Source organism: Pseudomonas sp. NPDC087697 (assembly GCF_044743155.1).
Taxonomy (GTDB): Bacteria; Pseudomonadota; Gammaproteobacteria; order Pseudomonadales; family Pseudomonadaceae; genus Aquipseudomonas.
The window spans coordinates 1,045-19,317 of record NZ_JBIUVW010000003.1 but is presented as its reverse complement, the minus strand read 5'-3'; the positions used below and the strand labels follow the sequence as shown (position 1 = coordinate 19,317).

The window sequence follows — 18,273 nt, the reverse complement described above, 5'->3', positions numbered from 1 at the left end:
GCGATGAACCTCAGTGCGCCGTTCATCCAGCGCCCGATTGCCACCACTCTGCTGGCGGCAGGGCTGGCGCTGGCCGGCATCCTGGCGTTTTTGCTGCTGCCGGTGGCGCCATTGCCAGAGGTGGATTTTCCGACCATCAGCGTCCGTGCATCGCTGCCCGGCGCTGACCCGAGCACCGTCGCCAGTTCGGTGGCAACGCCACTGGAGCGCCAGTTCGGACAGATCGCCGGCGTCACCCAGATGACCTCGTCCAGTACCTTGGGCGCGACCCGGATTAACCTGCAATTCGATTTGAACCGCGACATCAACGGCGCTGCGCGGGACGTGCAGGCGGCGATCAACGCGGCGCGAACCAACCTGCCGAGTGACCTGTCGGGCAACCCGACCTACCGCAAGGTGAACCCCGCCGATTCGCCGATCCTGGTCATCAGCCTGACCTCGGACAGCGCCACGCCGGGGCAAATGTACGACGTCGCCTCAACCCTGCTTGCACAGCGTTTGCTGCAAACCAGCGGCGTCGGTGATGTGACGGTCGGTGGCGGCGCCTTGCCGGCGGTGCGTATCGAGCTGAACCCGGATCGGCTCAGCCACTACGGCGTCAGCCTGGAGCAGGTGCGGGCGGTGATCGCATCTTCGAATGCCAACTTGCCCAAGGGCTCTGTGGCCGTAGGGACACAATCCCAGGGCATTGCGGCTAACGACATGCTCTACAGGATGGACGATTACGCGCCGCTGGTGGTCAAGCAGCACAACGGCGATGTGGTGCGCATTTCCGACCTTGGTTACGTACGCGAAGACGTCGAGGACTTGCGCAATTTCGGTCTGTCCAACGGCAAGTCGGCGGTGCTGCTGGTGGTGTTCAAGCAGCCAGGGGCGAACGTCATCAGTGCCGTGGATGCGGTGACAGCCGAACTGCCGTTCCTGCAAAGTTCGATTCCGGCGAGCATCAAACTCAATATTCTGATGGACCGCACCACCACCATTCGTGCGTCGCTGCACGATGTCGAGTTGTCGCTGATCGTCTCAATTGTGCTGGTGACGCTGGTGACGTTCGGATTCTTTCGCGATTGGCGCAGCACCCTGGTGCCGGCCATTGCCGTGCCGTTGTCGTTGCTGGGCACCTTTGGGGCGATGTATTTCCTTAGGTACAGCCTGAACAACCTGTCGCTGATGGCGCTGACTATTTCCACCGGGTTCGTGGTGGACGATGCGATCGTGGTGGTCGAGAACATCATGCGTCACCTGGAAAAAGGCGAGAGTCGTCTGCACGCAGCCCTGGTGGGCGCGCAGGAGGTTGGTTTCACCGTACTGACCATCAGCGTGTCGCTGGTGGCGGTGTTCATTCCATTACTGCTGATGGGCGGGATTGTCGGGCGGCTGTTTCGTGAGTTTTCAATCACGTTGTCGGTGGCGATCATGATTTCCATGCTGATCTCGCTGACGGTTACGCCGATGCTGTCCAGCGTATTGCTGCGTACTCAGGAGCAAGCGGCGAAGGACAGCGATCAACCCGATTCGCGATTTCACCGGTTTTACGACCGTACCCTCGGCTGGGTCATCGATCACTCGATGCTAATGGGCTTGCTTACGCTGTTGGTGATCGTGTTTGCCGGTGTGTTGTATGTGCTGGTGCCCAAGGGCTTCTTTCCACAGGAAGACACCGGGCGTTTGTCCGGCAGCATCGTGGCGCCACAAAGCGTTTCCTACGCGGCGATGCAACGCAGTTTCAAGGAGATCAACCAGAAGGTACTGGGCAACCCGAACGTGCTGACAGTTGGCGGTTTTGTCGGCGGTGGTGGGGGCGGTGGCGGGGCGATCAACACTGCACAGTTGTTCATTGCCCTCAAGCCGCTGGCCGAGCGCCGAGACAGCGCCGATCAGGTGATCGCGCAAATCCGTCATACCCTCGGCGAGATGCCGGGCACGCGCCTGTATTTGCAGTCGTCCCAGGACATCACCGTCGGTGGTCGCCAGAGTGGCGCGCAGTACCAGTACACGATGACCGCCGATGACCAGAGCGCGCTGGATGAATGGGTGCCCAAGGTGCTGGCGGGGTTGCATGCGTTGCCGCAACTGACCGACCTCAACACCGATCAGCAGGACAACAGCCTGCTGGCCAACGTGAAGATCAACCGCGATGCGGCGGCACGGCTCGGGGTCAGCGTTTCGGCCATCGACCAGACCCTGTACGACGCCTTTGGTCAGCGCCAGGTCTCGACCATTTACCGCGCCGCCAATCAATACCACATAGTGATGGAAGTGGCGCCGCGGTACTGGACCGACCCGGCAACGCTCACCTCGATCTATGTGCCGGTCGGCACGGTCGCGGTGAGCAGGGGCAGCAGCGTCGTGCCGAATCTGAGTGCCAGCGCCAACCCGCAGTTGGTGCCGTTGTCGGCGCTGGCCGATTACTCGGTGGATCGCACAGCCATTTCCATTAGTCACCAAGGCACTTTTCCGGCGGTGACGGCGTCGTTCAACCTGTCGTCCGGTGTGTCCATCGGCCAGGCCACGGCATTGGTGGACAACGCCGTGGCACAGCTGCGAATGCCAGCCAGCGTGGTCGGGCAATTCGCCGGTACGGCTCAGGTGTTTCAGTCGTCGGTGGCCAGCGAGCCGTTGCTGATCTGCGCAGCGTTGTTGTCGGTGTATATCGTGCTGGGCATCCTCTACGAAAACCTGACGCACCCGTTGACCATCCTGTCGACCTTGCCGTCGGCCGGCGTGGGAGCGCTGATTGCCTTGTTGTTGACCGGCACCGAGCTGTCGATCATTGCGCTGGTGGGGGTGATTTTGTTGATCGGCCTCGTCAAGAAGAACGCGATCATGATGATCGACTTTGCGATCAGCGAGCGCCGGGAGCAGGGGCTCAATGCCAAGGAGGCGATTCGCCGGGCGTGCCTGATCCGCTTCCGGCCGATCATGATGACGACGCTGGCCGCGATCCTCGGCGCGTTGCCGCTGGTGCTCGGTAGTGGCTATGGCTCGGAGCTGCGTCGGCCGCTGGGCATTTCGATTATTGGCGGGCTGGTGTTCAGTCAGATGCTGACGCTTTACACCACCCCGGTGATCTATCTCTGGCTCGATCGGGCGTCCAGGCGCCTGGGGCGCCGGCGCGAGGAGACGTGAATGAGCAGCGAACACAAATCCTTCGTAGCAGCTGGCGAAGCCTGCGTTCGGGGACGAAGTCGCCGTCAGCCTTTTGGCGACCGCTGCGCGATCGAACGCAGCCTTCGGCAGCTGCTACGGTGGGCAGTGATTGTCTTTGGTCTGACGCTTGGCGGCTGCATGGTCGGCCCGGACTATCACAAACCGGCCATCGAATTGCCAACGAGCTTCAAGGAAGGTGCGCAATGGCAACGTGCGCAGGCCAATCCGCAGGGGGCGCTGGACAGCCAGTGGTGGCTTTCATACCAGGACCCGATCCTCAATGATCTGATTGCGCGCTCAGCCAGGGCCAACCAATCGATCATTGCCGCAGAAGCGGCCTATCGTCTGGCGCAGGCTCAGGTGGCGTCGAGCCGGGCCGGGTTGTGGCCGACGGTGGGCGTCGGGTTGTCCGGATCGCGGGGTGTTGGCGGAGGCGGCAGTAGCAGCAGTAGCAGCACTGGCACGAGTACCTCATCTGGCAGCAGTTCTGGCGGTGTCGTGCAAACGGTCAGCGCCACCTTGAGCGCCAGTTGGGAGCCGGATCTGTGGGGCCTGGTGCGGCGTGGGATCGAGTCGAGTCAGGCATCGGCCCAGGCGTCCGATGCGTTGCTGGCGGGCGTGCGCCTGTCCATCAGCGCCAGTGTCGCCAGTAACTATTTGGGCTTGCGTCAGCTGGACATTGACGTCGGCCTGTTGCAACAGCAGCAGGCGATCAATCAGCAGTTACTGACGATGATTCAGGTTCAGACCGTGCAAGGCACCGCGTCCAACGATCAATTGCTGGTCGCCCAGGATCAGTTGACCAGCGTGGTCGCTGGCTTGCAAACCGCACAGCGCTCGCGTGAGCAGTTCGAGCATGCGCTGGCGGTGCTGGTGGGTGTGGCGCCTGCGCAATTCAATCTGCCGCCCACGGCGAACTACCGCTTCGTGCTGCCCATGCCGCCGCTGAGCCTGCCGTCGAGTCTGTTGCAGCGCCGTCCCGATGTAGTGTCCGCCGAGCGTGCGGCAGCGGCGGCGAATGCGAAGATCGGCGTGGCCGAGGCGGCGTTTTTCCCGACGCTGAATCTGACCGGTCAGGTCGGCTATCGCGGTACGGCGCTGGGCGGTCTGTTCAGCGTGCCGAACCGGGTCTGGACCCTCGGCCCGGCGCTGGCCGAAACGATTTTCGAGGGCGGTGCCCGGGAAGCTGCAGTGCAGCAGGCCCGGGCCAGTTACGATCAGGATGTCGCGAACTATCGCGGTACGGTGCTCGGCGCATTGCAAAACGTTGAAGACAACCTCTCGGCGATCAATCATCTGCACACCCAGGCCCAGGCCTTCGAGCAGATCTACCAGCGCAACCAGCAGTTGTTCGGCAGTCAGGAGGCGCAAAAGCGCGCGGGCACCGTCAGTCAGCAAACTGTGCTGACTCAGCAACTGGTCTTGCTGCAAGCCGAGCAGAGTCTGCGCGATACCCAAGGCTTGCTCAGTCAGGGCAGCGTCGCGTTGTTCCAGAGCCTGGGCGGAGGCTGGCAAGAGCCATCCGGCCCTCAAGCCGCACGCTGAGGTGTCTCGCTTCCCTCGCACCGAGCGCGTTATGCTCCGCGCACTTTTTTTGTGTAGGGAAGCCTGATCCATGGCAGGAAGCAGTTTGCTGGTGTTGATCGACGATATCGCCGCCGTACTCGACGATGTCGCGCTGATGACCAAGATGGCCGCGAAGAAGACCGCCGGCGTGCTCGGCGACGACTTGGCGCTCAATGCCCAGCAGGTATCCGGTGTGCGCGCCGAGCGGGAAATCCCGGTGGTCTGGGCCGTAGCCAAGGGTTCGTTTCGCAATAAACTGATTCTGGTGCCGTCGGCGCTGGCCATCAGTGCATTCATTCCCTGGTTGGTGACGCCGCTGCTGATGGTCGGTGGCGCGTATTTGTGTTTCGAAGGCTTCGAAAAGCTCGCGCACACATTCCTTCACAGCAAGGCTGAAGATCAGGCGGAACACGCGCAATTGATCGAAGCCGTAGCTGACCCTGCGACTGATCTGGTGGCGTACGAGCAGGACAAGATCAAAGGCGCGGTGCGCACCGACTTCATCCTTTCGGCTGAAATCATTGCCATCACCCTGGGCACCGTGGCCGGTGCAACGCTAATGCAGCAAGTGATTGTGGTTTCAGGCATCGCTATCGTCATGACCGTCGGCGTTTATGGCCTGGTAGCAGGCATCGTCAAGCTCGACGACCTTGGCCTGTGGCTGACCCAGAAACCCGGGCAAATGGCCAAAAGCGTCGGCGGCGCCATCCTGCGCGCCGCGCCGTACATGATGAAAAGCCTCTCGGTGATCGGTACGGCGGCGATGTTCCTGGTCGGCGGCGGGATCCTGACCCATGGCGTACCGGTGGTGCATCACTGGATCGAAGGCGTGAGCCAAGGCGCGGCCGGCATCTCGTGGATCGTGCCGAGCTTGCTCAACGCGGCAGCGGGGATCGTTGCGGGTGCGGTGGTGCTGGCGGGGGTGATGGTGGTGAGTAAGGTTTGGCGGGCTGTCAAAGGCTGAAAAGATCGCAGCCTGCGGCAGCTCCTACAGAGAAATGCGCTCGGCGTAGGAGCTGCCGCAGGCTGCGATCTTTTGATCTGCTTCTAAATAAAAAAGGCCATTCGATCTGCATCGAATGGCCTTTTTTGTTGCCGATCGGTTTACTCGGCGATCTGCAACTTGCGCGCTTCGGTGTACACGTAGCGCACTTTCTCGTACTCGAACGGCGAGTTCATCTGGCCGTAGCGGAAGTTGGTCTGGTAGCGCTTGTCGATGCCGCGCAGGACCCAGATTTCCGGATGGTTTTCGCTGACTTTCGACACGTTGAGGAAGTTGATCGCCGACTCCGCCGTATAGTCGACCGCAAGACCGGCGGTATCGCGCAGGTTTGATGGGCCGAGGATCGGCAGCATGAGGTAGGCGCCGCCTGGAACCCCGTAGAAGCCCAGCGTCTGGCCGAAGTCTTCGACCTGGCGCGGCAGGCCCATGGCGGTGGCCGGGTCCCACAGGCCGCCGATGCCGAGGGTGGTGTTGAGCAACAGTCTCCCGGTGGTGTTCATCGAGCGCTGGCCCTTGAACTGCAGCAGGCTGTTCACCAGGTTGGGCACGTCACCCAGGTTGTTGAAGAAGTTGCTGACGCCGGTGCGCAGGAAACTTGGGGTGATGTAGCGATAACCGTCGACCACCGGCAGGAACACCCACTGATCGAAGCGATAGTTGAAGTGGTAGACCCGACGGTTCCACGATTCCAATGGGTCATAAACGCTCAGTGCACTCAGGGTCGAGCGTTCGAACTCGCGCTGGTCCAGCCCTGGGTTGAACTTGAGTTTGGTCATGGGCTCGGTGAAACCGTCCTGATCAACCACAGTCGTGGAGTTGGCCTTGCTGTTATCGGCATTGGCATAGCCGCTTGCGCAGAGTAACGCAGCGAAAAAAAGGAAATGTTTAGCCACGGAAGAACTCCAGCATGGCGTCGGCGTTGACGCGGTAGTTGAGGTTGCCGCAATGGCCGCCGTGAGGGTAAACCGTCAGGCGATCGCCGAAGGTTTTACGCAGGAAACCGAGGTCGCCCGGGCCGAGGATCACATCGTCGGCATTGTGCATCACGGCGATTTTCGGGCTGTCGTGCAGGTAGTCCTTGAGTGCGTAGAGGCTGACCTGGTCGATCAACTGCAAGATGCTGCCGCCGTCGGTGCGGGCGCGCCACATCGGGATCACCTGCTCGGTGAGGTAACAGTCGAAATCACATTGCAGCGCACGCTTGAGGAATGGCGTGAGGCTGGTGCCTTCGGTGATCGGGAACTTGGGCGGGGTGATCAGGCCGCGACGGTTGATCAGGTCCGAGGTGAAGGCAATGTCGGCCGCCGAGAAGCGGAACGAGGTGCCGATCAGCATGGCCATCTGTTCGTTGGTCAGGTGATGTTTCGATTGCTGGAAGTCGTAGACCAGCGCGTCGTTGAGGTCGATGTAGCCTTTCTGCTGGAAGTAACGGGTCAGCTTGTTGAGCACCAGCTCATAGAAGGTGGTGCTGTTGTTGATGCCCTTGACCTCGGTTTGTACCAGTTTGTCGAGGTTGGTGATGGAGGTGTAGAGGTTGACCGGAGGGTTGAGCAGCAAGACTTTCTTGAAGTTGAAGCTGCGTCGGGTTTCATCCAGCTTGCTGACAAACGCCGCATCCAGTCCACCCAGGCTATAGCCGGTGAGGTAGTAATCGGTGATCGGCAGCTTCGGGTTTTGCGCACGAACCGCTTGCATCACGCGGTACATGTCCTCGGCGTCTTCCTTGGACACGCCTGGGGTGGCGAAGCGCGACGCGGCGCTCATGAAGTCGAAACTGGTCGGCGAGGACAGTTGAACAACGTGATAACCGGCCTTGTAGTAGAGCTTTTTCAGGTATTCGTTAATGCTGCTGTCGTAGCGCGCGCCGGTGCCTGAGATCAGGAATATCAGCGGTGCGGGGTGATCCTGTGTGGCCATGCGGTAGGTGAGTTTTTTCACTGCCCAGAAATTGTCCGGCAGGTCGAACTCGCGTTCCGGGCGCAACGTCAGGGTGTAATCCGACTGGTGGATCTCGTCGTTGGACGGCAACTCGGGACGCAACTCCGGCGGGGTCGTGGCGATGGTCGCCTCGAACGGGTTGGTCAAGGGGTAGCCATAGCTGACGGCGTCGATGTCTGCCGCCAGTGCGGATGCACTCAAAACAAGGCCGCAAAACAAGGCAGCGAAGCGCAGGGAACGGAGCATGACTAAATCCCTTAAAGGAAGGTGCCTAGGGTCTGTACGAAAACTCGTCGAGCGGCGATCAGGCAAGGCAAAAACAGGCGAGGAAGCGGAGTTTAGGCCCCTAAATGAGCATTCCGAGCCTGTTTTTAACGCAGCCTGGTCGACGCGCAGACAGTTTCCGTACAGAGCCTAATGAGGTTCGCAGGCTATGACCACAGGCATTGCGCCAAAGTGCCATGCAGCGGCACCAAAGAGGCTGAATTCGGATCAATAGTGGCGTGACGATACACTTTGCAGCTATTGGCTGAACAGTTTTCTGATGGTCTTGCTTGCTTACCGCTGGCGGGCGATTAAGCTGGGCGCCGTTTTCGTTTATCGGAGTGCTTCATGTCTCGCCGTCTGCCCGTCATTATTTTGCTTATCGCCTTGCCGCTGTGGCTGGCCGCCAGTTATGGCCTGCGTTATATCCTGATGGAGGATGCCCAATGGGTCGGTCTCTGCGTCGATGAGGCGAGCCGTTGGGAATGCCAGGCGCGTTCGACCCTCGGCCTGATGATTCACTTCAAGGTGATGGGCTGGGCTGCATTGGCGGCGGCGGTGCTCGGCTTTGTAGTGCCGGGCCGGGCGGGCTGGTGGCTGGCGGTGTTGGCGCTGGTGTTCGGGTTTCCGGCATTGGCGTTGTACAACACCGGCATTGCGGTATTTGCCGTGGTGATCGCGGGGTTGCGGTTGGTCCGCGCGCCACGCGGCGTTCAGTAATAAAAGATCGCAGCCTGCGGCAGCTCCTACGGTAGATGGTGTTCATCGTAGGAGCTGCCGGAGGCTGCGATCTTTTGCTGTTTATCAGGTGTTGCGAACCCGCAAGCTGCGCCACAGCGCGGCAACCATCAGCAGACAAACCAGCGCCCAGCCCCAGGCTTGCTGATTTAACAGGCCTTCGCTGTACAGTTGCGGGGCAATGCTGGCGCCGATGATGAAGGCCAGCAGTGCAATCTCCCGACGCGGTGCGCTGACCGGGCGAATCAGATAGACCAGCGCCGGCAGCAGCAGGGCGGCGCTTGGGAAGCTGCGATAGCGCGGTTCGAACACCAGCGCCAGCATCATCACTGCACAAGCGAACCCCGCAGCAGCGAGCAGCCAGCCGGCACGACGTTCCAGCGCATTGAAGGCGCGTTCACGCCAACCGGTTCTGGCACTGAGGAACAACGCCGCGTGGGCCAGTACCAAAAAGTTCAGGCCGGTCAGTAGCGCGGCCGAGATCCACTCATCGGCAAAGCGGCTGGTGACGCGAGCCAGCTCACCCCAGGTGCCAATGGAGCACGCAGCGACCGCACCGAGCAGTGGCAACATCAACGCCGCGCGAGTACTGCGCACACGGCCGCCAAGTATCAGCGTACCGAGGAAGATCAGGCCGCCGACGGCGAGCCATTGTGGCCAGAACGGCAAGTTGGTGACTGGACCTGCCAGTACGCCCTTGTCCTGACGGTTTGCATCGAACAGCCCCCAGTAACCGCCGACCGCACCTTCACTGGCGCGTTTCCATGGCTGGTCAAAGGCCTCGATCAGGTTGTAGTGCCAGCCTTGTTGCTCGGCCATAGCCACAAAACTACGAATGAACTTGGCTTCGTTGACCCTGCTCGGCAGGGCCGTTTTGCGCTGGCGGCCTTCGCTCGGCCAGCCTGTTTCACCAATCATCACTTCCTTGGGCGAGAACATTTTGCCGAACGTCTGACGTATTGCGGCCACTTGCTGCAGGGCGACGTCGATGTTCGAAGGGTAATCGTCCCAGTACGGCAGCAAGTGGATGGTCACGAAGTCCACCGCCGGAGCGATTTCCGGGTGCTTTTGCCAGAACTCCCAGACATCGGCATAAGTGACGGGCTGTTTGACCTGGCTTTTGACCTTGTCAATAAGCTTCACCAACTGCGCGCCGGTGACTTCCTTGCGCAGCAGCGCTTCGTTGCCGACGATCACGGCGCTGACCACGTCCGGGTTGGCGTTGGCCTCGGCGATCAGCAGATCGACTTCCTTGGCGGTGTCCACCGGATTGCTGTTCACCCAAGCGCCGATCATCAGCTTCAGGCCATGCTTGCGCGCCAGATCCGGCAGCGCTTCCAGGCCGGTCATCGAATAGGTGCGAATGCACTCGAAGCGGGTTGCCAGCAGCGCGAGGTCGGCGTCCATGCGCTCGGGGCGCAGATTGAACGGTTGATCGAACGGCGATTGGTCTTTATCGAACGGCGTGTACGAGGCGCACTGCAATTTGTGCGTGGCACTGGCCACGTCCGGCAGCACCACCGGTTGGCCGAGCCCGTACCAGTAACCACCAAGGGCAAACAGGCCAAGCAGGCAGGCAAATAGATAGGCGAAGAAAGGGAAACGCGAGGTGGCGGGCATGGTCAGGCCGTCTGGGAACAAAGCCGCGCATCTTACCTGCATTTGTCCCGTGCTTGGTGACCTGCATGATTTTGACATGCAAAGTTCGGGCGGGAATCCCAGAGGTATTTTTGCAGGGTGCGGTTGCTGGCGTTCTGATGTCGTTTCTCGACGCCTTGAGGTCGCAGTCAGAGCAGGTTGCCTTGGGCGCGAGGTTGATTATCGAGGCATCAGTACTCCGCTGATGTTCGAACGAGTTTGCGGTGAGGCGTGATGGGGGCGCTGTGCACCATAACAATACGTTGACGCTGCTCGGCATCCGTCGGGCGCAGCACTTTCGGGGAAGTAACGATGAAGATGCGACGACTCTTGGGCGCAGGTGCGGCTTTGGTTCTGGCGATCAGTTCTACTGTGGCCAGCGCCGAAGGCAAGGCAGTGACTATCGGTTATGTTGACGGCTGGTCGGACAGCGTTGCCACAACCAACGTGGCTGCTGAAGTGATCAAGCAAAAGCTCGGCTACGACGTGAAACTGCAAGCCGTGGCCACCGGGATCATGTGGCAGGGTGTGGCCACCGGCAAACTCGATGCGATGCTGTCAGCCTGGCTGCCAGTGACCCACGGCGAATACTGGGCGAAAAACAAGGATCTGGTCGTCGATTACGGCCCGAACTTCAAGGATGCGAAAATCGGTCTGATCGTGCCTGAGTACGTCAAGGCCAAGACCATCGACGATCTTAAAGCCGACGAGAGCTTCAAAGGTCGTATCGTTGGCATCGACGCCGGTTCAGGCGTGATGCTCAAGACCGATCAGGCGATCAAGGACTACGGTCTGAGCAACTACACCCTCAAGGCCAGTTCCGGTGCCGGCATGATTGCCGAGCTGACCCGTGCCGAGAAGAAAAACGAATCCATCGCTGTCACCGGTTGGGTGCCGCACTGGATGTTCGCCAAGTGGAAACTGCGCTTCCTGGAAGACCCGAAAGGCGTTTATGGCGCGGCTGAAACCGTGAACAGTATCGGTAGCAAAGAACTGGCGACCAAAGCGCCGGAAGTCGCGAAATTCCTGAAGAACTTCCAGTGGTCGTCGAAAGACGAAATTGGCGAAGTCATGTTGGCCATTCAGGATGGTGCCAAGCCTGAAGTGGCGGCCAAGGACTGGGTGGCCAAACACCCGGAACGCGTCGCCGAGTGGACCAAGTAATTTGATCTAACGCGTCTAGTCAGTACTTTCCAGGGCCACCTGATATCTCTGTAGGAGCAAAGCTTGCTCGCGATGCGGTCTTAAGGACGCCATCGCCGGCAAGCCGTGCTCCTACATTGATGTTGGGTGGCTTTTGTATTTTTGTTGGAGTCTCGTTTTTTATCGACTCAAAATTGGCGAAATGGTCATGTCGTTCTAATACTAAGGTCGTCTGGAACCTGTTCTGCAGCCGCATAGAGTGGATACGTTCCAACAATAATCTGTGCTGCGAGGATAAAAACAATGAACGACAGCATTTACCTCTCGATTCAAAACAGCCCGCGCTTCAAGGAGCTGGTTCGTAAGAGGGAAAGGTTCGCCTGGATTCTTTCGGCGATCATGCTTGGGCTGTACTCCGGATTCATTCTTCTGATTGCTTACGGGCCGCATTTGCTGGGGGCGAAGATCAGCCCTGGGTCATCGATTACCTGGGGAATACCGATTGGGGTAGGGCTGATTGTGTCGGCCTTCGTCCTGACGGCCATCTACGTACGACGCGCCAATGGCGAATTCGACGACCTGAATAATGCGATTCTCAAGGAGGCTCAGCAATGATCCGGCGTCTATTGGCAGCTTTAGGCATTGCAGCCTTCGCACCGGCAGTTTGGGCTGCCGAGGCGCTCACCGGTGAAGTGCACAAGCAACCGCTCAACGTTTCGGCGATCCTGATGTTTGTGGTGTTCGTTGGCGCAACGCTGTGCATCACCTACTGGGCCTCCAAGCGCAACAAGTCGGCGGCCGACTACTACGCGGCGGGTGGCAGGATTACTGGTTTGCAGAACGGTCTGGCGATTGCCGGTGACTACATGTCGGCGGCGTCTTTCCTGGGGATTTCTGCACTGGTATTCGCGTCCGGCTACGATGGCTTGATCTACTCGATCGGCTTCCTGGTGGGCTGGCCGATCATTCTGTTTTTGATCGCCGAGCGTCTGCGTAACCTGGGCAAGTATACGTTTGCCGACGTGGCGTCTTATCGCCTTGGGCAAACCCAGATCCGCACACTGTCGGCCTGCGGTTCACTGGTGGTGGTAGCGTTCTACCTGATCGCGCAAATGGTCGGTGCCGGCAAGCTGATCCAGCTGCTGTTCGGTCTTGATTACTATGTTGCAGTGATTCTGGTGGGGATCCTGATGTGTCTCTATGTGTTGTTCGGCGGCATGCTGGCGACCACCTGGGTGCAGATCATCAAGGCTGTGCTGTTGTTGTCCGGTGCCTCGTTCATGGCGCTGATGGTGATGAAACACGTCAACTTCGACTTCAACACGCTGTTCTCCGAGGCGATCAAGGTTCACCCTAAAGGTGAAGCAATCATGAGCCCGGGCGGCCTGGTGAAAGACCCGATCTCAGCATTCTCCCTTGGCCTGGCGTTGATGTTCGGTACCGCTGGCCTGCCGCATATCCTGATGCGCTTCTTCACCGTGAGTGATGCTAAAGAAGCTCGCAAAAGCGTGCTGTATGCAACTGGCTTCATCGGCTACTTCTACATCCTGACGTTCATCATTGGCTTCGGCGCGATCCTGTTGGTCAGCACCAACCCGGCTTTCAAGGACGCTACGGGGGCGCTGTTGGGCGGTAACAACATGGCGGCGGTGCACCTGGCCAATGCGGTGGGCGGCAGTATCTTCCTCGGTTTCATCTCGGCTGTGGCATTCGCCACCATTCTGGCGGTAGTTGCCGGTCTGACCCTGGCCGGAGCCACGGCGGTGTCTCACGACCTGTACGCCAGCGTGATCAAGAAGGGCAAGGCCAACGAGAAAGATGAGATCCGTGTTTCGAAGATCACCACCATCGCCTTGGGCGTGTTGGCGATTGTTCTGGGTATTCTGTTCGAAAGTCAGAACATTGCGTTCATGGTGGGTCTGGCGTTCTCGATCGCTGCCAGCTGCAACTTTCCGGTGCTGCTGCTTTCCATGTACTGGAAGAAGCTGACCACTCGCGGTGCGATGGTCGGCGGGTGGATGGGGCTGGTCAGTGCGGTAGGTTTGATGGTTCTCGGTCCAACCATTTGGGTGCAGATCATGGGGCACGAGAAGGCGATCTTCCCGTATGAGTACCCTGCGCTGTTCTCGATGACCATTGCCTTTGTCGGGATCTGGTTCTTCTCCATTACTGACAAGTCCGCTGCGGCCGACAATGAGCGGGCGCTGTTCTTCCCGCAATTCGTTCGCTCGCAGACCGGGTTGGGGGCGAGTGGGGCGGTGTCGCACTAACGTATAGAGTTGTATAAGCGTCTATATATAAGCTGCGTTAAATAGAAATGCCCCGGTCGAGAGATCGGGGCATTTTTGTTGAGCTCTACCCGTAGGAGCAAGGCTTGCCCGCGATGGCATCACCGTGGTCTGTCAGATGTGCCGTGGTGATGCCATCGCGGGCAAGCCTTGCTCCTACAGGGGGTGGCACAAACAAAAACGGCCTCTGCTCTTGTAAGAAGCAGAGGCCGTTTCCGGTGTAGCTAAGACGTTATCGCAAGACAGGTCTTACTTGCGGTCTTCAAGTCGGGTGATGTCACGCGACTCGTAGCCGGTGTACAGCTGGCGCGGACGGCCAATCTTGTACGGGCTGGAGAGCATTTCTTTCCAGTGGGAGATCCAGCCAACGGTCCGCGCCAGGGCGAAGATCACGGTGAACATACTGGTTGGAATGCCGATCGCCTTGTGGATGTTCCCCGAGTAGAAGTCGACGTTCGGGTACAGCGAGCGCTCGATGAAGTACGGGTCGGTCAGGGCGATCTCTTCCAGGCGCATGGCCAGTTCGAGTTGCGGATCGTTCTGGATGCCCAGTTCCTTGAGTACTTCGTCGCAGGTCTTTTTCATGACGGTAGCGCGTGGGTCACGGTTTTTGTAAACCCGGTGACCGAAGCCCATCAGTTTGAACGGATCGTTCTTGTCCTTGGCCTTGGCGATGAACTTGTCGATGTTCGAGACATCGCCAATTTCGTCGAGCATGGTCAGCACTGCTTCGTTGGCACCGCCGTGAGCCGGGCCCCAGAGTGCAGCGATACCGGCAGCGATACAGGCGAACGGGTTGGCACCCGACGAGCCTGCCAGGCGTACGGTGGAGGTCGATGCGTTCTGCTCGTGGTCGGCGTGGAGGATGAAGATCCGGTCCATGGCCTTGGCGAGTACCGGGCTGATCGGTTTGATCTCGCACGGGGTGTTGAACATCATGTGCAGGAAGTTTTCCGCGTACGACAGGTCGTTGCGCGGGTACATCATGGGTTGACCCATGGAGTACTTGTAAACCATCGCTGCCAGGGTCGGCATCTTGGCAACCAGACGGATCGCGGAAATTTCGCGATGCTGCGGGTTATTGATATCCAGGGAGTCGTGGTAGAAGGCCGAAAGGGCGCCGACTACACCGCACATGACGGCCATTGGGTGGGCGTCGCGACGGAAGCCGTTGAAGAAGGTCTTCAGTTGCTCGTGAACCATGGTGTGGTTCTTGACGGTGCTGACGAACTGGGCCTTCTGCTCTGCGGTCGGCAGTTCGCCGTTGAGCAGCAGGTAGCAGGTTTCCAGATAGTCCGACTTTTCGGCGAGTTGCTCGATCGGGTAGCCGCGGTGCAACAAAATGCCGTTGTCGCCGTCAATATAGGTAATCTTCGACTCGCAAGAGGCGGTCGACATGAAACCCGGGTCAAAAGTGAAACGGCCCGTGGCCGTCAGGCCCCGAACGTCGATTACATCGGGACCAACGGTGCCGGTTAAAATGGGCAGCTCGACGGGGGCTGCGCCCTCGATGATCAACTGCGCTTTTTTGTCAGCCATGTGGCCTCCTATTTATGCTTGAAATCATCAGACAGACCCCCCACGCAGGGCCCGCACCACTATAGTGAGATAAATTCGAATGTCAATTTGACTAAAGTCTTGCTCCAGAAGGCTTTAACCGGACTTTTTCCTCGAAATTACCTGCCATTTACGCCTTTTATCCCGGTTGCGCAATGAGCTATTAGGGGAAGGTGTTTGCGTTGTCATTAGTAGCCTAACTGTCTATACTCGGCCTCCGACCGCCAGGGGCTTTTGGGCCTGCTTTAATGGGGGTCGCACTCCCTGGGTGGTGGTTACCTGACCAGTGCACTCCCCAACAACTTTGCCCTGATTGTTAGGGGCTCTTCAGTGTGAAAAAAAGCCGTGAATAGCCAACGACCTGTAAACCTAGACCTAAGGACCATCAAACTCCCAGTCACTGCTTACACGTCCATTCTTCACCGTATCTCCGGTGTCATCCTCTTTGTCAGCCTGGCCATCATGCTTTACGCATTGGACAAATCGCTGAGCTCAGAAGAAGGCTTCGGTCAGGTGAAAGCGTGTCTGACCAGTCCGCTAGCCAAGCTAGTGATTTGGGGCATCCTGTCCGCCTTGCTGTATCACTTGGTCGCCGGTGTGCGCCACTTGATCATGGACATGGGCATCGGTGAGACGCTGGAAGGCGGCAAACTGGGCTCGAAAATCGTTATCGCCGTTTCCGTGGTGGTAATCGTTCTGGCAGGAGTTTGGATATGGTAACCAACGTTACGAACCTTTCGCGTTCGGGCCTCTATGACTGGATGGCACAACGTGTGTCTGCGGTCGTTCTCGCGGCATATTTCATCTTCCTGATCGGATACGTCGTTGCGCACCCTGGCCTTGGCTACGCCCAATGGCATGAACTGTTCGCACACAACTGGATGCGTATTTTCAGTCTCCTGGCTCTCGTTGCCCTGGGCGCTCACGCCTGGGTCGGCATGTGGACCATCGCGACCGACTACCTGACGCCAATGGCGCTGGGCAAGTCCGCGACTGCAGTACGTTTCCTCTTCCAGGCGGTATGCGGCGTCGCGATGTTCGCGTACTTCGTCTGGGGTGTGCAGATTCTTTGGGGTATCTGATTCATGTCTAACTCAGTAAATACGCTTTCGTTCGACGCCATCATCATTGGCGGCGGCGGTGCTGGCATGCGCGCTGCGCTGCAACTGGCACAGGGCGGTCACAAGACTGCCGTTGTCACCAAGGTTTTCCCGACTCGCTCGCACACCGTATCCGCACAGGGTGGCATCACCTGCGCCATCGCGTCCGCGGATCCGAACGATGACTGGCGCTGGCACATGTACGATACCGTCAAGGGTTCCGACTACATCGGTGACCAGGACGCTATCGAATACATGTGTTCCGTAGGTCCGGAAGCGGTCTTCGAGCTCGAGCACATGGGCTTGCCGTTCTCCCGTACCGAACAGGGTCGCATCTACCAGCGTCCGTTCGGCGGTCAGTCGAAAGACTTCGGTAAAGGTGGCCAGGCTGCCCGTACGTGCGCCGCTGCCGACCGTACCGGTCACGCGCTGCTGCACACCCTGTACCAGGCCAACCTGAAGGCCGGCACCGTATTCCTCAACGAATACTACGGCGTCGATCTGGTGAAGAACGAAGATGGTGCCTTTGTCGGCATGATCGTGATCTGCATCGAAACCGGCGAAACTTCCTACGTCCGCGCTAACGCCACCGTATTGGCGACTGGCGGTGCAGGTCGTATCTACTCGTCCACCACCAACGCCCTGATCAACACCGGTGACGGTGTCGGCATGGCTCTGCGTGCTGGCGTGCCGGTACAAGACATTGAAATGTGGCAGTTCCACCCGACCGGCATCGCCGGCGCCGGTGTACTGGTTACTGAAGGCTGCCGCGGTGAAGGCGGTTACCTGATCAACAAGCATGGCGAGCGTTTCATGGAGCGTTATGCTCCGAACGCCAAAGACCTTGCCGGTCGTGACGTTGTTGCCCGTTCGATGGTTAAGGAAATCATCGCCGGCAACGGTTGCGGCCCGGATGGCGACCACGTGATGCTGAAACTCGATCACCTCGGTGAAGAAGTTCTGCACAGTCGTCTGCCAGGCATCATGGAATTGTCCAAGACCTTCGCTCACGTCGATCCGGCCGTAGCGCCGATCCCGGTTGTTCCGACCTGCCACTATATGATGGGCGGCGTTCCCACCAACATTCATGGTCAGGCAATCACTCAGGACGCCGACGGCGTTGACCAGATCATTCCTGGTCTGTTCGCGGTAGGTGAAGTGGCGTGCGTATCGGTTCACGGTGCCAACCGTCTGGGCGGCAACTCGCTGCTCGACCTGGTGGTATTCGGCCGTGCCGCCGGTATCTTCCTGGAGCAGACCCTGAAAGAAGGTGTTGACTACACCCGTGCTCGCCAGTCCGACATCGACGCAGCCCTGGCTCGTCTCGATGGCCTGAACTCGCGTACCGAAGGCGAAGACGTCGCTACCCTGCGTAAAGAGCTGCAAAGCTGCATGCAGAACTACTTCGGTGTATTCCGTACCGGTGAATACATGCAGAAGGGTATTGCTCAGTTGGCTGATCTGCGTGGTCGTATCGCCAACGTCAAGATCAACGATAAGAGCCAGGCGTTCAACACCGCTCGTATCGAAGCGCTGGAACTGCAAAACCTGCTGGAAGTGGCCGAAGCTACTGCCATTGCTGCAGAAATCCGCAAAGAGTCCCGCGGTGCTCACGCCCGTGAAGACTACGAAGACCGCGACGACGAAAACTGGCTGTGCCACACCCTGTACTTCCCGGGTGACAAGCGCGTTACCAAGCGTGCCGTGAACTTCTCGCCGAAGACTGTTCCGACTTTTGAACCTAAGATTCGGACTTATTAAGGGTGGCCGCCATGTTGCAAGTCAGTGTTTATCGCTACAACCCTGATCAGGACGCTTCTGATTTGATGATGGTATTGTAGGTATAGAGTGTTTTTAAATTCGTTTTTGTGGTGGTTGTGCTTTTCAT

Annotated in this window: 14 protein-coding genes; 10 read left to right on the top strand and 4 right to left on the bottom strand. The window is 58.9% G+C overall.

The features are described from left to right. The first annotated feature begins 3 nt into the window (after positions 1-3). The 3 genes from ACIPIN_RS03450 to ACIPIN_RS03440 all read left to right on the top strand — a co-directional run bounded on the left by ACIPIN_RS03450 (position 4) and on the right by ACIPIN_RS03440 (position 5,680). Positions 4-3,129, top strand: coding sequence for an efflux RND transporter permease subunit (locus ACIPIN_RS03450; protein WP_401115314.1), 3,126 nt, complete (start codon positions 4-6; stop codon positions 3,127-3,129). Next, a complete protein-coding gene (locus tag ACIPIN_RS03445) occupies positions 3,130-4,695 on the top strand; it encodes an efflux transporter outer membrane subunit (RefSeq protein WP_401115311.1) in 1,566 nt (521 codons plus the stop codon). A gap of 70 nt (positions 4,696-4,765) precedes the next feature. Further along, positions 4,766-5,680 (top strand): DUF808 domain-containing protein, encoded by a 915-nt coding sequence (locus tag ACIPIN_RS03440; RefSeq protein ID WP_401115308.1) that lies wholly within the window; start codon positions 4,766-4,768, stop codon positions 5,678-5,680. Between the two features lie 140 nt (positions 5,681-5,820). Here ACIPIN_RS03440 and ACIPIN_RS03435 read toward each other — a convergent pair whose 3' ends face one another. Further along, the gene (locus ACIPIN_RS03435) at positions 5,821-6,612 is read right to left on the bottom strand and encodes a VacJ family lipoprotein (RefSeq protein ID WP_401115306.1); all 792 of its coding nucleotides are present in this window, start codon (positions 6,610-6,612) and stop codon (positions 5,821-5,823) included. Continuing rightward, entirely contained in the window at positions 6,605-7,903 is a 1,299-nt protein-coding gene (locus tag ACIPIN_RS03430; protein ID WP_401115303.1) for a serine/threonine protein kinase, read from the bottom strand. The genes ACIPIN_RS03435 and ACIPIN_RS03430 overlap by 8 nt, the downstream gene beginning before the upstream one ends. A 366-nt stretch (positions 7,904-8,269) precedes the next feature. On the opposite strand from ACIPIN_RS03430, the gene ACIPIN_RS03425 reads away from it, so the two are divergent. After that, a complete protein-coding gene (locus ACIPIN_RS03425; protein WP_401115301.1) occupies positions 8,270-8,641 on the top strand; it encodes a hypothetical protein in 372 nt (123 codons plus the stop codon). 84 nt (positions 8,642-8,725) lie between these two features. On the opposite strand, the gene ACIPIN_RS03420 is transcribed toward ACIPIN_RS03425, so the two are convergent. Beyond that, positions 8,726-10,321, bottom strand: coding sequence for a glycosyl hydrolase family 17 protein (locus ACIPIN_RS03420; protein ID WP_401115298.1), 1,596 nt, complete (start codon positions 10,319-10,321; stop codon positions 8,726-8,728). Between the two features lie 288 nt (positions 10,322-10,609). Here ACIPIN_RS03420 and ACIPIN_RS03415 point away from each other — a divergent pair, with 288 nt between their 5' ends. From ACIPIN_RS03415 to ACIPIN_RS03405, 3 genes are all read left to right on the top strand, one after another. After that, entirely contained in the window at positions 10,610-11,461 is an 852-nt protein-coding gene (locus tag ACIPIN_RS03415) for a glycine betaine ABC transporter substrate-binding protein (protein ID WP_401115296.1), read from the top strand. A gap of 282 nt (positions 11,462-11,743) precedes the next feature. Then, positions 11,744-12,055, top strand: coding sequence for a DUF485 domain-containing protein (locus ACIPIN_RS03410; protein ID WP_401115293.1), 312 nt, complete (start codon positions 11,744-11,746; stop codon positions 12,053-12,055). Continuing rightward, complete coding sequence (locus tag ACIPIN_RS03405; RefSeq protein WP_401115290.1) at positions 12,052-13,710, top strand: cation acetate symporter; 1,659 nt, start codon at positions 12,052-12,054, stop codon at positions 13,708-13,710. The genes ACIPIN_RS03410 and ACIPIN_RS03405 overlap by 4 nt, the downstream gene beginning before the upstream one ends. Before the next feature lie 267 nt (positions 13,711-13,977). Here ACIPIN_RS03405 and gltA read toward each other — a convergent pair whose 3' ends face one another. After that, positions 13,978-15,267, bottom strand: coding sequence for a citrate synthase (gene gltA, locus ACIPIN_RS03400; protein ID WP_401115287.1), 1,290 nt, complete (start codon positions 15,265-15,267; stop codon positions 13,978-13,980). Between the two features lie 363 nt (positions 15,268-15,630). On the opposite strand from gltA, the gene sdhC reads away from it, so the two are divergent. The 3 genes from sdhC to sdhA are packed head-to-tail and all read left to right on the top strand — an operon-like array spanning position 15,631 to position 18,146. Then, on the top strand, positions 15,631-16,005 hold the full coding sequence (sdhC, locus tag ACIPIN_RS03395) for a succinate dehydrogenase, cytochrome b556 subunit (RefSeq protein ID WP_054615726.1): 375 nt from the start codon (positions 15,631-15,633) through the stop codon (positions 16,003-16,005). Continuing rightward, positions 15,999-16,367: a succinate dehydrogenase, hydrophobic membrane anchor protein gene (sdhD, locus tag ACIPIN_RS03390; protein WP_401115284.1), complete on the top strand. Its 369-nt coding sequence runs from the start codon at positions 15,999-16,001 to the stop codon at positions 16,365-16,367. Before sdhC ends, sdhD begins: the two co-directional genes overlap by 7 nt. A 3-nt stretch (positions 16,368-16,370) precedes the next feature. Next, positions 16,371-18,146 (top strand): succinate dehydrogenase flavoprotein subunit, encoded by a 1,776-nt coding sequence (gene sdhA / locus ACIPIN_RS03385; protein WP_401115281.1) that lies wholly within the window; start codon positions 16,371-16,373, stop codon positions 18,144-18,146. Positions 18,147-18,273 lie beyond the last annotated feature (127 nt).

What these genes read in the sequence shown, in the direction of transcription:
- ACIPIN_RS03425 (WP_401115301.1), top strand. Translation starts at nt 8,270, where the DNA reads ATGTCTCGCCGTCTGCCCGTCATTATTTTGCTTATCGCCTTGCCGCTG.
- ACIPIN_RS03430 (WP_401115303.1), bottom strand. Translation starts at nt 7,903, where the DNA reads ATGCTCCGTTCCCTGCGCTTCGCTGCCTTGTTTTGCGGCCTTGTTTTG.
- sdhA (WP_401115281.1), top strand. Translation starts at nt 16,371, where the DNA reads ATGTCTAACTCAGTAAATACGCTTTCGTTCGACGCCATCATCATTGGC.
- gltA (WP_401115287.1), bottom strand. Translation starts at nt 15,267, where the DNA reads ATGGCTGACAAAAAAGCGCAGTTGATCATCGAGGGCGCAGCCCCCGTC.
- ACIPIN_RS03405 (WP_401115290.1), top strand. Translation starts at nt 12,052, where the DNA reads ATGATCCGGCGTCTATTGGCAGCTTTAGGCATTGCAGCCTTCGCACCG.
- sdhD (WP_401115284.1), top strand. Translation starts at nt 15,999, where the DNA reads ATGGTAACCAACGTTACGAACCTTTCGCGTTCGGGCCTCTATGACTGG.
- ACIPIN_RS03415 (WP_401115296.1), top strand. Translation starts at nt 10,610, where the DNA reads ATGAAGATGCGACGACTCTTGGGCGCAGGTGCGGCTTTGGTTCTGGCG.
- ACIPIN_RS03420 (WP_401115298.1), bottom strand. Translation starts at nt 10,321, where the DNA reads ATGCAGGTAAGATGCGCGGCTTTGTTCCCAGACGGCCTGACCATGCCC.
- ACIPIN_RS03410 (WP_401115293.1), top strand. Translation starts at nt 11,744, where the DNA reads ATGAACGACAGCATTTACCTCTCGATTCAAAACAGCCCGCGCTTCAAG.
- ACIPIN_RS03445 (WP_401115311.1), top strand. Translation starts at nt 3,130, where the DNA reads ATGAGCAGCGAACACAAATCCTTCGTAGCAGCTGGCGAAGCCTGCGTT.
- ACIPIN_RS03440 (WP_401115308.1), top strand. Translation starts at nt 4,766, where the DNA reads ATGGCAGGAAGCAGTTTGCTGGTGTTGATCGACGATATCGCCGCCGTA.
- ACIPIN_RS03450 (WP_401115314.1), top strand. Translation starts at nt 4, where the DNA reads ATGAACCTCAGTGCGCCGTTCATCCAGCGCCCGATTGCCACCACTCTG.